Origin of the sequence: Caulobacter soli (assembly GCF_011045195.1) — a bacterium.
GTDB lineage: Bacteria > Pseudomonadota > Alphaproteobacteria > Caulobacterales > Caulobacteraceae > Caulobacter > Caulobacter soli.
Genome location: NZ_CP049199.1, coordinates 156,409 through 170,170, shown reverse-complemented (window position 1 = coordinate 170,170; position 13,762 = coordinate 156,409). Strand labels below are relative to the sequence as shown.

General features: G+C 70.0%; 12 protein-coding genes. 10 read left to right on the top strand and 2 right to left on the bottom strand.

Annotation, left to right across the window (positions count from 1 at the left end):
* Positions 1-9 precede the first annotated feature (9 nt).
* A complete protein-coding gene (locus G3M62_RS00820; RefSeq protein ID WP_165184004.1) occupies positions 10-795 on the top strand; it encodes a class I SAM-dependent methyltransferase in 786 nt (261 codons plus the stop codon).
* A gap of 157 nt (positions 796-952) precedes the next feature.
* Here the strand turns inward: G3M62_RS00820 and G3M62_RS00815 are convergent, their stop codons facing one another.
* Positions 953-1,702: a creatininase family protein gene (locus G3M62_RS00815; RefSeq protein WP_165184003.1), complete on the bottom strand. Its 750-nt coding sequence runs from the start codon at positions 1,700-1,702 to the stop codon at positions 953-955.
* Positions 1,703-1,826: 124 nt separating this feature from the next.
* Between G3M62_RS00815 and G3M62_RS00810 the strand changes: the two genes are divergently transcribed.
* The 9 genes from G3M62_RS00810 to G3M62_RS00770 all read left to right on the top strand — a co-directional run bounded on the left by G3M62_RS00810 (position 1,827) and on the right by G3M62_RS00770 (position 13,107).
* Positions 1,827-2,459: a peroxiredoxin gene (locus G3M62_RS00810; protein ID WP_165184002.1), complete on the top strand. Its 633-nt coding sequence runs from the start codon at positions 1,827-1,829 to the stop codon at positions 2,457-2,459.
* A 70-nt stretch (positions 2,460-2,529) separates the two neighbouring features.
* Positions 2,530-3,330, top strand: coding sequence for a hypothetical protein (locus G3M62_RS00805; RefSeq protein WP_165184001.1), 801 nt, complete (start codon positions 2,530-2,532; stop codon positions 3,328-3,330).
* A gap of 72 nt (positions 3,331-3,402) precedes the next feature.
* Entirely contained in the window at positions 3,403-5,358 is a 1,956-nt protein-coding gene (gene acs / locus G3M62_RS00800; RefSeq protein ID WP_165184000.1) for an acetate--CoA ligase, read from the top strand.
* Positions 5,359-5,482: 124 nt separating this feature from the next.
* Positions 5,483-6,040, top strand: coding sequence for an SRPBCC family protein (locus G3M62_RS00795; RefSeq protein ID WP_246263412.1), 558 nt, complete (start codon positions 5,483-5,485; stop codon positions 6,038-6,040).
* An 8-nt stretch (positions 6,041-6,048) separates the two neighbouring features.
* Positions 6,049-6,447 carry a thiol-disulfide oxidoreductase DCC family protein gene (locus G3M62_RS00790; RefSeq protein ID WP_246263410.1) on the top strand — a complete coding sequence of 133 codons (399 nt, stop codon included), beginning with the start codon at positions 6,049-6,051 and terminating at the stop codon, positions 6,445-6,447.
* Positions 6,444-8,117, top strand: a complete 1,674-nt coding sequence (locus tag G3M62_RS00785) for a DUF4166 domain-containing protein (protein WP_165183997.1) — start codon at positions 6,444-6,446, stop codon at positions 8,115-8,117. The genes G3M62_RS00790 and G3M62_RS00785 overlap by 4 nt, the downstream gene beginning before the upstream one ends.
* A gap of 72 nt (positions 8,118-8,189) precedes the next feature.
* Entirely contained in the window at positions 8,190-11,039 is a 2,850-nt protein-coding gene (locus G3M62_RS00780) for a M16 family metallopeptidase (RefSeq protein ID WP_165183996.1), read from the top strand.
* A gap of 3 nt (positions 11,040-11,042) precedes the next feature.
* Entirely contained in the window at positions 11,043-11,864 is an 822-nt protein-coding gene (locus tag G3M62_RS00775; protein WP_165183995.1) for an LOG family protein, read from the top strand.
* A 10-nt stretch (positions 11,865-11,874) separates the two neighbouring features.
* Positions 11,875-13,107 carry a flavin monoamine oxidase family protein gene (locus G3M62_RS00770; RefSeq protein ID WP_165183994.1) on the top strand — a complete coding sequence of 411 codons (1,233 nt, stop codon included), beginning with the start codon at positions 11,875-11,877 and terminating at the stop codon, positions 13,105-13,107.
* A 146-nt stretch (positions 13,108-13,253) separates the two neighbouring features.
* Here G3M62_RS00770 and mscL read toward each other — a convergent pair whose 3' ends face one another.
* The gene (mscL, locus tag G3M62_RS00765; RefSeq protein ID WP_165183993.1) at positions 13,254-13,676 is read right to left on the bottom strand and encodes a large-conductance mechanosensitive channel protein MscL; all 423 of its coding nucleotides are present in this window, start codon (positions 13,674-13,676) and stop codon (positions 13,254-13,256) included.
* Positions 13,677-13,762: the final 86 nt, after the last annotated feature.

Genomic DNA, 13,762 nt, shown 5'->3' with positions numbered 1-13,762 from the left:
CACCGCGCCATGGCCGACGGCTCCACGACCTCTTTCGACGCCGAACTGACCGACGCCCACGACGCGCGCGGCCTGGGCGCCAAGCTGCGCTCGTTCGCCAAGGTCAATCCGCGCTTCGCCCCAAACCTGGCCCGCACGATGCTGGCCAAGCGCGATCCTTCGGTGGTCGACGCCTTCAACGCCCACAGCGAGAAGGTCGGCTACGAGTTCACCTCGGGCTGGGCTTCGAACAACATCCCGTTCGTCACCCCGCTGCTGCGCGAGTTCTCGGCCAAGCGCGGCGAGCTGGCGCCGTTCCGCTACTTGGAGATCGGGGCCTATGAGGGCCGCAACCTGGCCTTCATGGACTGGCTGATCCCCGGGCGCCTGGACGTGACGGTGATCGATCCCTGGTTCGACGAGACCCTGAACCCGGAAGAGAAATACCACGCGGTCGAGCCGCGCTTTCGCCGCAACATGGCCAAGACCGGCTTCCGCTCGATGACGGCGCACAAGGGCTTTTCGACCTACGAGCTGCCCAAGATGCTGGCGGCGGGCGAGCAGTTCGACCTGATCTATGTCGACGGCAGCCACACGGCCCTGGCCGTGCTGATCGACCTGTGCTTCTGCGCCAGCCTGCTCAGCGTGGGCGGCATGATGGTGCTGGACGACTACTGGCACGACATCAGCGAGATCGGCGGCCCCGGCGTGAAGCAGGCTGTCGACCAGTTCTTCGGCGCCTTCGGCCGCTATTTCGAGATCACCGCGGTGTACCGCCAGGTGGCCCTGACCAAGATCGCCGAGATCCCGCGGTAAAATTCCTTCTCCCCTTGCGGGAGAAGGTGTCGGCGAAGCCGACGGATGAGGGGTCGCACAGGCCTGACCGTTGCTCGCGGCTGAACCGGCTTTCAACCCCTCACCCGACCTCGCTCCGCGAGGCCACCCTCTCCCGCAAGGGGAGAGGGGTAATGACCTAGATCCGCTTCTCGGCCGAGAAGTCGGCCAGATCCTCGATCAGCGACCTGGCCGCCTGGGCCACCAGCGCGCCGCCCTTTTCGGGCGTGGCCTGGGCCGGGTCCGAGCCCATGCGGCCATCGGCGTAGCGGGCGCGGAAGTCCAGGGCCTCGCGGATCGGGCCAGTGGGCGCGATCTTCGGCGAATACGGGACATCCTTGATGGTGTCCGGATAGCCCCACTGGGTCACCGCGATCTCGGACGGGGTGGCGTGGCTGCCGTGGCCGGTCGGGAACTGCTGGTTGGCGAGACTCAGCACGCCCTTCAGGTCCCACCAGTTCTTCAGCTTCAGGGCGAACGGCGCGCGCTCCTTGCGGAAGCTGTACTCGGCGTAGATCTCCGAGAAGGCCGCCTCGATCGAGGCGACGTTGCCGCCGTGGCCGTTGAGGAAATAGATCTTCTCGAAGCCGTGGGCGCCCAGCGAACGCACCCAGTCGCCGATCGCGGCGATGAAGGTCGAAGGCCGCAGGAAGATGGTGCCCGGAAAGGCCAGGTGGTGCTGGGCCATGCCGACATTGAAAGTCGGGGCCACCAGCACGGTTTCCGACAGCTTGGACGCCTCGTGCGAAATGATCTCCGGGCATAGCCAGTCGGTGCCCAGCAGGCCCGTGGGTCCGTGCTGCTCGTTGGAGCCGATCGGCACCACCACCGTCTTCGACGTCGCCAGATAGGCCTCGATCTCGGGCCAGGTCGAAAGGGCGAGCAGCATGGCTGGAAACTCCGCGAGAAATCCTGGGCGGCGGCCTACACGCGCCGCGCCTACAACTTGGGCACGGCTTTACGCCCATCCAACAGCGAAGCCGACCCTATTTTGGCGGACAGGAAAGCCCTCCATGACCCTGCAGCTCGGCGACATCGTTCCGGACTTCACCCAGGCCTCGACCGAAGGTCCGATCCACTTCCACGACTGGTCACAGGGTTCGTGGGTGGTGCTGTTCTCGCACCCCAAGGACTTCACCCCGGTCTGCACCACCGAGCTGGGCGCGGTGGCCCGGCTGAAGCCGGAATTCGACAAGCGGAACGTCAAGGTGATCGGCCTGTCGGTGGACGGCCTGGAGAACCACGGCGGCTGGGCGGCCGACATCGAGGAGACCCAGGGGCAGAAGCTCAATTTCCCCCTGATCGCCGACACCGACCGCTCGGTGTCCGACCTCTACGGCATGATCCATCCCAACGCCTCGGACACCCTGACCGTGCGCTCGGTGTTCATCATCGACCCGAACAAGAAGCTGCGGCTGACCCTGACCTATCCGGCCTCGACCGGACGGAACTTCGACGAGATCCTGCGGGTGATCGACAGCCTGCAGCTGACCGACGGCCACAAGGTGGCCACCCCCGCCAACTGGACCCAGGGCGGCGACGTGATCATCGTGCCGTCGGTGACCAACGAGGCGGCCAAGGCACTCTTCCCGAACGGCTGGGACGAGCAGAAGCCCTATCTGCGGGTGGTCAAGCAGCCCGCCTGATCCGCAAGCCTTGGACGGCGCGCGCCAAACCCGCTAGGCGAGGCGTACGCCGTCCCAAGCCGAGGCCCTGATGACACCGATCGTGCTCGCCCTGGTCCTCGCCGCCTCGACGGCCGCGCCGCCAGCCCAGGGTCCGACTCGTGACCTGGCCGGCAACCGGCTCGAGGCCTTCGCCGCCCTGCCGCCGAACGGCGTCGAGGGCGCGCCGCCGCTCCATTGCACCGCCGATCGCGCCTGGTGCGCGCAGATCAGCCGCGACGTCGATCAGAACACCTCGACGCTGTACGTCTTCGCGGGCATGCCGCCCGGCCATCAGCCCGTCGCGATGCTGGAGCTGGGCGACGACAACGATGACGAGATCGCGCTGTGGCCGTCTATCGTCCGCGTCGCCGGCGCCGAGCCGGGCGTGCTGGTCGGGGTCGAGCGCCATGTCAGCACCAGCTATTCCGGCGGTGGCGGCGGCGCCACGGCGCTCACGCTGGTCCGGGCGGTGGGCGAAGAGGCCAAGCCGGTCCTGACCGCGCCGATCTCGGGCTCGCTAATGATCCGCGCCTGTTTCGACGAACGGGACATGAAGGCGCGGCGCGGGGCGTGTCACGACGAGTACAGCTTCGGCGGCGACCTGATCCTGGATCCGACCACCGCCTCGGGTCCGCCGCGCTTTCGGTTCGAGACCCAGGCGACCGCCTTTCCCGCCGGCGCGTCTCGGAACGGAGATTCGACGGCGCGGGGCCGGCTGAAACCGAGTGATCTGGTCGCGGCCCGCGACCCCGCCTGCAGCTATCGGCGCGTCTTCGCCCTCGACCCGGCGTCGGACGCCTACGCGCCCGACAGCCCCTTGCCCGATTGCAGTGACTACACCGCGCCCTGAACGCGCGAAGAAACCGCAGTGGTCTTCTTGCGCGACGCGTCCCGCCGCGCATAACTCCGCCGCAACAAGATCATGGGAGTAGAGGCGTTGAGCGACGGACAGGTTTTTCCGGTTCCCGACGACTGGGCGGGCAAGGCCCATATCGACGCCGCCGGCTATGAGGCCGCGTGGACGCGGGTCGAGTCCGACCCCGAGGGCTATTGGCGCGACCTGGCCGGCCGGCTGGACTGGATCCACGCCCCGACCAAGATCAAGGACGTCTCGTTCGCCAAGGACGACTTCCACATCCACTGGTACGCCGACGGGGTGCTGAACGCCTCGGCCAACTGCCTGGACCGCCACCTGCCGCACCGCAAGGACGACGTGGCCCTGGTGTTCGAAGGCGACGAGCCGGACACGTCGTTCAAGGTCACCTATGGCGAGCTGCACGCGCAGGTCTGCCAGATGGCCAATGTGCTCAAGGACCTGGGCGCCAAGAAGGGCGACCGGATCACCATCTACCTGCCGATGATCCCGCTGGCGGCCGTGGCCATGCTGGCCTGCGCGCGGATCGGGGCGATCCACTCGGTGGTGTTCGGCGGCTTCTCGCCGGACTCGATCGCCGGCCGCATCCAGGACTGCGAAAGCCGCCTGGTGATCACCGCCGACCAGGGCCGTCGCGGCGGCAAGCGCGTGCCGCTGAAGGCCAATGTCGACAAGGCGCTGGAGCAGTGTCCCGACGTCGACAAGGTGCTGCTGATCCGCTGGACCGGCGCCGAGGTTCCCATCGTCGAGGGCCGCGACGTGGTCTGGGACGACGTCCAGCCCGCCGCCTCGACCGATTGCGCGCCCGAGCCGATGAACGCCGAGGATCCGCTGTTTATCCTCTACACCTCCGGCTCGACGGGTAAGCCCAAGGGGGTGATGCACACCACCGGCGGCTATTTGACCTGGGCCAGCTGGACCCACGAGGTGGTCTTCGACTACCGGCCCGGCGAGGTCTTCTGGTGCACGGCCGACGTCGGCTGGGTGACCGGCCACAGCTATGTGGTCTACGGCCCGCTGGCCAATGGCGGGACCAGCCTGATCTTCGAGGGCGTGCCCAACTATCCGACCCCGGCCCGGTTCTGGGAGGTGGTCGACAAGCACCAGGTCGAGATCTTCTACACCGCCCCCACCGCCCTGCGCGCCCTGATGCGCGAGGGCGACGAGCACGTGACCAAGAACGACCTGTCGTCCCTGCGCCTGCTGGGCAGCGTCGGCGAGCCGATCAATCCGGAAGCCTGGCTCTGGTACCATCGCGTGGTCGGCAAGGACCGCCTGCCGATCGTCGACACCTGGTGGCAGACCGAGACCGGCGGGATCCTGGTCTCGCCCCTGCCCGGCGCCACGGCCCTGAAGCCCGGCTCGGCCACCAAACCCCTGCCGGGCGTGAAGCTCCAGCTGGTCGACGCCGAGGGCAAGGTCCTGGAGGGGGCGACCGAGGGCAACCTCGTCATCACCGACAGCTGGCCTGGCCAGATGCGCGGCGTCTACGGCGACCACGACCGGTTCTTCGCCACCTATTTCTCGGCCTATCCGGGCAAGTACTTCACCGGCGACGGCTGCAAGCGCGACGAGGACGGCTATTACTGGATCACCGGCCGGGTCGACGACGTGATCAACGTCTCGGGCCACCGCCTGGGCACCGCCGAGATCGAAAGCGCCCTGGTCGCCCACGAGGCCGTCGCCGAGGCCGCCGTGGTCGGCTACCCGCACGACATCAAGGGCCAGGGCGTCTACGCCTATGTGACGCTGAAGTCGGGGATCGAGGCCACCGAGGACCTGCGCAAGCAACTGATCCTCTGGGTGCGCCAGGAGATCGGCCCGTTCGCCGCGCCGGACGTCCTGCAATGGGCCCCGGGCCTGCCCAAGACCCGCTCGGGCAAGATCATGCGCCGCATCTTGCGCAAGATCGCCGAGAACGAACTGGGCAGCCTGGGCGACACCTCGACCCTGGCCGATCCGTCGGTGGTCGACGACCTGGTGAAGAACCGGGCGCACGCCTAGGGCTCAACCGATGGGGACGGGCGCGGGCGCCTGTCCCCCTTCCGGAATAAGCGGGTTCAATCCAACCCCGGAAAGCTCTAGCCTTCACCCCATGCGAGGCCGAGCCCTAGTCGTTGCGTTGGTGATGCTGATCGGCCCCGCCTCCGCTTGGGGCCAGGCGGTCAATCCCGACTGGCTGCGCAAGATCGAGAGCGGCGACATCGCCCTGGAAGCCCATGCCGACCCCAGCGGTCGCGGCGGCGCGGTGCGGGCGATGATCGACATCGCCGCCCCGCCCCAGGCGGTGTGGGCCACCATCCTCGACTGCGAGCGGGCCGCGCGCATGACCCCCAGCGTCAAGCGCTGCACCGTGCTGTCGCGCGACGCCTCCGGCCGCGGTGAAGTGCGCGAGCATGTGGTCAAGTGGAGCTTCCTGCTGCCGGCGCTGCACTCGACCTCGCGCCTGACGCTCGAGCCCTATCGCCGCATCGCCTTCCGCTGCGAGGGCGGCGACATCAAGGACTGCGAGGGCCAGTGGCTGCTCGAACCGATCGACGGCGGCAGGACCACGCGGGTCACCTACGAGAATCGGGCGAGCGCGCCGTTCGGCATGCCCAGCGGCCTGGCGGCTCTGGCCATGCGCCGCGACGTGCCGGCCGCCCTGCGGGCCCTGCGCCGCGAAAGCGTGGCGGCGGCGCGATGAACGGGCTCATGCTGTTCGACGGCGTCTGCAACCTGTGTTCGGGCTCGGTCCGGACGGTGCTGGCCCTCGACCGCAAGGGCCTGATCCGTTTCACCCCGATCCAGTCGGCCTACGGGCGCCAACTGGCCCTGGCGCACGGGATCGATCCGGACCAGCCGACCAGCTTCCTGTTCCTCGACGGCGGCCGGGCCCTGGAGAAGAGCGCGGCGATCCTGGCCCTGCTGCGGCGGCTGGGCGCGCCATGGTCGTTGCTGGCGGTAATCGGCGTCCTGCCGCGATCCTGGCTGGATGGCGGCTATGACTGGCTGGCCGCCAACCGCTACCGGCTGATGGGCAAGCGCTCGACCTGCATGCTGCCCACGCCCGAGCAGCGCGCCCGCTTCATCCTGGAACCACCGGCGGCATGAACGACGGCCGCAAACGCATCGTCCTGGTCGGAGCCAGCGGCGTCTTCGGCCGGAGGCTGGCGGCGATGATCGCCCGCTGGCCCGATGTCGTGCTGGTGCTGGCCGCCCGCGACCTCGCCAAGTTGGAAGCCCTGGCCGCCGACCTGGCCAAGACCAGGCCCGCCGCCGGGATCGAGGTCGCGCGCCTGGATCGCCTGGACCCCAAGGGTCTGGCCGCCCTGGGCGCCTGGGCGGTGGTCGACGCTGCCGGACCGTTCCAGGGGCAGGACCACGCCTTCCCCCGCGCCGTGCTGGCGGTCCGCGCCCACTATCTGGACCTGGCCGACGCCCGCGACTTCGTGGCCGGCTTCGAGACAGCCCTCGACGCCGAGGCGCGCGCGGCCAAACGCTGGGCGATCACCGGCGCCAGCTCGACCCCGGCCCTCAGCCACGCCGCCCTCGATGCGATGACGGCCGGCTGGACCCGGATCGACCGTATCGAGGCGGCGATCTCGCCCGGCGCCCGCGCGCCACGCGGCCTGTCGGTGATCCGCGCCATCCTGGCCTGGGCCGGCGCGCCGCTCCGGGTGTTCGCCCAGGGCCGTTGGACGACCCGCGCCGGTTGGAGCGATCCCCGCCTTACGGCCTTTCCGGGCCTCGGCTGTCGCTGGACCAGCCTGGCCGAGACGCCGGACCTGGACCTGCTGCCCGCCCGTTTCCACGTTCGCCGCGACGCGATCTTCCGAGCCGGACTGGAGCTGCCGATCCTGCACCTGGGCCTGTGGGCGCTGAGCCTGCTGCGGCGCGCACGACTGATCTCCAGCCTGGAGCCCCTGGCCGTGCTGCTGGGCGAGGCGGCGGGTTGGGTCGCGGGCCTGGGCTCGGATCGCGGCGGCATGGTGGTCAACGCCGAAGGGCTGGACGCCGACGGCGCGCGACGCCTGGCCCGCTGGGGCCTGTGGGCCGAGGCGGGATCGGGTCCCCACACCCCGGCCGCCCCGGCGGCTGCCACGCTGCGCGCCCTGCTCGACGGCGGGCTGGACGGCGAACCGCGCGCCACGCCCTGTGTCGGCCTGGTCGATCTGGACGCCATGCTGCACGAACTGCGCGACCTGCCAATCCGCACCCGACTGGAAAGCCAGCGACCCGACACGCCCGGCCTGTTCCCGCGCCTGCTGGGCGAGGCCTGGACCGCTCAGCCCGAGGTGGTCCGCCACGCCCATGCCGGCCTCGCCCCCTTCACCCTGACCGGACAGGCCCGAGGTCGCGGCGCGCCCGGCCTGCCCGCCCTGGTCCGCCGCCTGCAGGGCCTGCCGCCCGCCGGCCGCCACGTCACCACGGTGACCATCACGCCGATGGCGAACGGCGAGCGCTGGGTCCGCCGGTTCGGCGAGCGCACCTTCGCCTCGACGATCGCTCCGGCCCGCGACGATCCCTGGACCTTCGAGGAAACCGCCGCCGGCGCCGTGACCTTCCGCTTCGGCGTCGCGCCCTATCCCGGCGGCTTCTCTTGGACCTTCGAAGGCTGGCGGCTGGGTCCGATCCCCCTGCCCCGCGCCTGGGCGCCACGCATCCGCGCCCGCACCTTCAGCCCATCAGGCAAGCATGGCGACGGCGCCTACCGTTTCCGCGTCCTGGTCGCTCATCCCTGGCTGGGCCTGATCTTCGGTTATGCCGGCCGGCTTTCATGACAAGACGGTAAGCTTGGCGCCCCGAACCCGGATGATAGGGTCGCGCCCTGAAGTTTCCGGAGCGCCGTCCTCATGATCCGTCCCGCCGCCAAGGCCGCCCTCGTCGCGCTGGCCCTTTCGACCACCGCCCTCTCGCCCTTGGCCCAGGCCCAGACCAAGCCGGCCCCCGTGGCGGCGGGCGTGACGGTGCCGCCGATCGTCTACAAGGAACGAACCCTCCCCAACGGCCTGAAGGTCTACACCTCGCGCGACGCGACCACGCCCAACGTGACGGTGCAGGTCTGGTACGGCGTCGGCAGCAAGGACGACCCCGAGGGTCGCTCCGGGTTCGCGCACCTGTTCGAACACCTGATGTTCAAGTCGACGCGCAACATGCCCAACGAGTTCTTCGACCGGCTGACCGAGGACGTCGGCGGCTTCAACAACGCCTCCACCTACGACGACTTCACCAACTATTACGAGGTGGTGCCGGCCAACCACCTGCAGCGCCTGCTGTGGGCCGAGAGCGAGCGGCTGGGCTCGCTGGTCATCGACGACGCGGTGTTCAAGTCCGAGCGCGACGTGGTCAAGGAAGAGCTGCGCCAGCGGGTGCTGGCCAATCCCTACGGCCGGTTCTTCGCCCTGAACATCACCAAGGCCTCGTTCGCCGACCACCCCTACAAGCGCCCGGGCATCGGCTCGATCGAGGAGCTGGACGCCGCCACGGTCGACGACGTGCGGGCCTTCCACCAGGAATACTACCGCCCCGACAACGCCGCCCTGATCGTGGTCGGCAATTTCGACGAGGCCCAGCTCAACGCCTGGATCGACCAGTATTTCGCCCCGCTGAAGGCCCCCGCCGCGCCGATCAAGCAGGTGACCGTGGTCGAACCGGCCCGCACCGGCGCCAAGGTCGTCACCACCTATGGTCCCAACGTGCCGCTGCCGGCCGTGGCCATGACCTGGCTGGCTCCGGCCGCCGCCGATCCGGACGTTCCGGCCCTGGCGGTGCTGGACGCCATCCTGTCGGCCGGCAAGTCGTCGCGCCTCTATGACAGCCTGGTCTATGACCAGAAGATCGCCCAATCGATCTTCTCCTCGGCGCCGAACAACGCCCAGCCGGGCCTGTTCTACGTCGGGGCCATCATGGCCGGCGGCAAGACGGTCGAGCAGGGCGAAGCGTCGCTCTCGGCTCAGGTCGCCAAGCTGCGCGCGACCCCACCGACCGCCGCCGAACTGGCCGAGGCCAAGGCCGGCCTGCTGGCTGACGCCGTACGCGGCCGCGAAACCATCGACGGCCGCGCCTTCGCGATCGGCTACGCCCTGCGCACCGAGGGCGACGCCGAGCGCGCCAACACCGACCTGGCCGCCCTGCAGGCGGTGACCGCCGCCGACGTCCAGCGGGTGGCCGCCAAGTACCTGGGCGACGACCGCAAGGTCACCGTCCGCTACCTGCCGGAATCCGCCAAGCCGGCCGGCGCCAAGGACCCGTTCGAGGGGCCCAAGACGGTCCCGTCGGTCAGCTATAGCGGCCCGGTCACCAGCCTGGCCCCGGAGGCCGAGCGCGTCGCCCCGCCCGCCCCGAGCGCGCCGGTGTCGCCCGTCCTGCCCTCGCCGGTCGAGAAGACCCTGGCCAACGGCCTGCGGGTGATCGTCGCCAAGTCCAGCGACCTGCCGCTGATCACCGCCGACCTGACCGTCAAGGGCGGCTCGGGCGCCGATCCGGCCGGCCTGGCCGGCGTCTCCAGCTTGACCGCCGAACTGCTGACCGAGGGCACCAAGACCCGCACCGCCACCCAGGTCGCCGCCGCCACCGAGGCCCTGGGCGCCAATCTGGAGGCCGGCTCGGGCTGGGAAGCCTCGTCCCTGACCCTCAGCGTCATCGCCGACAAGGCCCCGCAAGGCCTGGCGATCATGGCCGACGTCGCCCAGAACCCGACCTTCAAGGCCGACGAGCTGGAGCGGGTGAAGGCCGAGACCCTGGACGGCCTGTCGGTCAGCTTTCAGCGCCCCGGCGCGGTGGCGGGCTTCGTCGTGCCGACCGTGATCTACGCCGGCTCGGGCTACGGCCACGTGGCCGACGGCACCCCGGGCTCGCTGCCGAAGATCCAGCGCGACGCCCTGGTCAAGACCCACGCCGCCAACTGGCGTCCCGACAACGCCATCCTGGTGCTGACCGGCGACCTGACCCCCGAGCAGGGCTTCGCCCTCGCGGAAAAGGCGTTCGGCGGCTGGGCCAAGCCGGCCGGCCCGCCGCCGGCCCCGGTCAAGGGTCCGAGCGGCTACGCGGCCAAGAGCATCATCGTCGACCTGCCGGGCACCGGCCAGGCGGCCGTGGTGGTGACCAAGCCGGCGATCCTGCGGGCCGACCCGCGCTACTATGCCGGCCTGGTGGCCAACGGCGTGCTGGGTGGCGGCTATTCCTCGCGCCTGAACCAGGAGATCCGCATCAAGCGCGGCCTGTCGTACGGGGCCGGCTCCAGCCTGTCGCCCCGCGCGGCGATCGGCGGCTTCTCGGCTACCGTCCAGACCAAGAACGAGTCCGCCGCCCAGGTGGTGGGCCTGATCAAGGACGAACTGACCCGCCTGGCCGCCGAGCCGACCTCGACCGCCGAGCTGGCGGCGCGCAAGTCGGTGCTGGTCGGCGACTTCGGCCGCGACCTGGGCACCTCGGGCGGCCTGGCCGACATCCTGGGCAACCTGGCGGTCTACGGGATCCCGCTGAACGAGATCCAGGCCTATACCGGCAAGGTCGAGGCGGTCAGCCCCGCCGACGTCCAGGCCTTCTCCAAGGCCGTGCTCGACCCCGCCCAGACCAGCGTCATCGTGGTCGGCGACGCCAAGACCATGGGCGAAACCGTCAAGACGGCCCTGCCCGGCGCGGTGCAGATTCCGATCGACCAGCTGGATCTCGACAGCCAGACCCTCAAGAAGGCCAAGTAAAGCGTGACCGACAACCGCCAGGCCGATGCGAGCAGCGCGGCCCAACTCGCCTCGCCCTCCTATCGCCTGGCGGCGCTCGACCAGGACTTCCTGCTGGGCGAATCCATGCGCGGCGTGCGGTTCCTGCTGGAGTTCGCCAAGGCCGACGAGGCCTTGCGGGCCTGGGGCGTGCGCTCGACGATCGTGGTGTTCGGCAGCGCCCGGGTCCGCGAGGATGGTCCCGGACGCCAGCCGCACTGGTACGCCGAGGCCCGGCGGTTCGGCCGCCTCGCCTCCGAGCGCGGCGGGGCGATCCACGCCACCGACGGGGTGCGTGACAACGTCATCGCCACCGGCGGCGGGCCGGGCGTGATGGAGGCGGCCAATCGCGGGGCCTGGGACGCCGGGGCCCCGTCGGTGGGCTTCAACATCACCCTGCCGCACGAGCAGCGGCCCAACCCCTACGCCACGCCGGACCTGTCGTTCCGCTTCCACTACTTCGCCATGCGCAAGATGCACCTGGCGATGCGGGCCAACGCCCTGGTGGTGTTCCCCGGCGGCTTCGGCACCTTCGACGAGCTGTTCGAGATCCTGACCCTGCGCCAGACCGACAAGGCGCCGCGCATTCCCATCGTGCTGTTCGACGAGGCCTATTGGCGCTCGGTGGTCAATTTCGACAGCCTGGTCGAGCACGGTATGATCAACGCCGCCGACCTGGAGCTCTTCCGCTTCGCCGAGAGCGCCGAGACGGTGTGGTCCAGCCTGCTGGCCTGCGGCCTCAAGCCGGGAGAGTCGATCGAGCTGGAGCCCGAGCAGGCGCCGCCCGCGGAGCCCGCCAGCGCATGAGCCCCACCCTATGACCGAAGTCGACGTCGCCATCATCGGCGCCGGAGCCGCCGGCCTGGCCGCCGCCGCGACCCTGGCGAGTTCGCCGCTGAACGTCGTGGTGCTGGAGGCCCAGGGCCGGATCGGCGGCCGGGCCCACACCGTCCCGCTGGCCGGTCTGTCGCTGGACCTGGGCTGCGAGTGGCTGCACTCGGCCGACCACAACCCCCTGGTCGACAGGATCGCCGCCTCGGGCCTGACCATCGACAAGACCCCGCCGCCCTGGGCCCATCCCGAAGCCACCGCCAATTTCACGGCCGAAGAGCGTCAGGCCTATGGCCTGGCCTTCGCGGCTCTGGACGAACGCGTGGAGGCGGCGGCGCGCGAGGCGGGCGACCGGCCGGTCTCCGCGCTGCTGGAGCCCGGCGACCGCTGGACCCCGCTGCTGAACGCCTTCAGCGCCTATTACAACGGCGAGGCGTTCGACCAGGTCTCGGTCCAGGACTACGCCGCCTATGACGACAGCGAGCAGAACTGGCGAGTCGCCGAGGGCTATGGCGCCGGGATCGTGGGCCTGGCGCCGGCCGGCGTGCGGATCCTCAGTGACTGTCCCGTCTCGCTGCTGCGCCACGACGGGCCGCGCCTGAGCCTGGAGACGCCCCGAGGGGTGGTCCAGGCCCGGGCGGCCATCGTCTGCGTCTCCACGGCCGTCCTGGCGGCCGGAGCCTTGCGCATCCTGCCCGAGCTGCCCGCCAAGCTGGCCGCCGCCGAGGGCCTGCCCCTAGGCTTGGCCGACAAGGTGTTTCTGAGCCTGCACGAACCCGAGGCGTTCGCGGTGGAGTCGATGGTCTTCGGCGCGACCGACCGGACGGCGACGGGCTCCTATCACATGCGCCCGCTGGGCCGGCCGATCATCGAGGCCTTCTTCGGCGGGGCCCATGCCCGCGCCCTGGAGGCCGAGGGGCCCGGCGCCTCGGCGGCGTTCGCGATCGAGGAGCTGGTTGGGGTCTTCGGCTCGGGCCTGCGTGATCGGGTGTCGGTGCTGGCCAAGACGGCCTGGGCCAGCGACCCGTGGGCGCGGGGCTCGTACTCCCATGCCCTGCCTGGACGGGCCGGCGAGCGCGCCGTCCTGGCCGCGCCGGTGGACGGTCGTCTGTTCTTCGCCGGCGAAGCCTGCTCGGCCCATTCGTTCTCGACGGCCCATGGCGCGTGGGAGACGGGCGAAAGGGCGGCGCGGGAAGTGCTGGCGGCGCTCGGCTCTTAACACCAAAATTCCGCTCATCCCGGCGAATGCCGGGACCCAGATGGAATGGCGGTGTGGCTGACGCCAAAAGCGCTGAGCTTATCCCATCAGCCTCTCAGCCTTGGGATCTGGGTCCCGGCGTTCGCCGGGATGAGCGGATCAGAAAGTCAGGCCTTCGGCCTGGCCAGCAGGTCGCGGATCTCGGTCAGCAGCTTTTCCTGCGGCGTCGGGGCGGGCGGCGCTTCCGGCGCGGGGTCCTCGGCGTCGGCGCGGCGGATCTGGTTGACCAGCTTGACCAGCAGGAACACCACCGCCGCCACGATCAGGAACTGGATCACGGTGTTGATGAAGGCGCCGTACTGGATGGCCACCTTCTCGACCGCGGTCGTCGCCGGGTCCTCGGGCTTGAGCACCCATTCCAGCTTGGAGAAGTCCAGCCCGCCCATCAGCAGGCCGATCGGCGGCATGATCACCTGGTCGACCAGGCTCTTGACGATGCCGTTGAAGGCCGCGCCGATGATCACGCCGACGGCCAGGTCGATGACGTTGCCGCGCGCGATGAACTCGCGAAATTCCTTGAGGATGCTCATGGGGGCCTTCTTCCGACGCTGCAGGCCTCGGAAGCTGAAGGCGTTCGGCCCGCCGGGTCAAGCGGGGCCGATGATCCTTTACAATC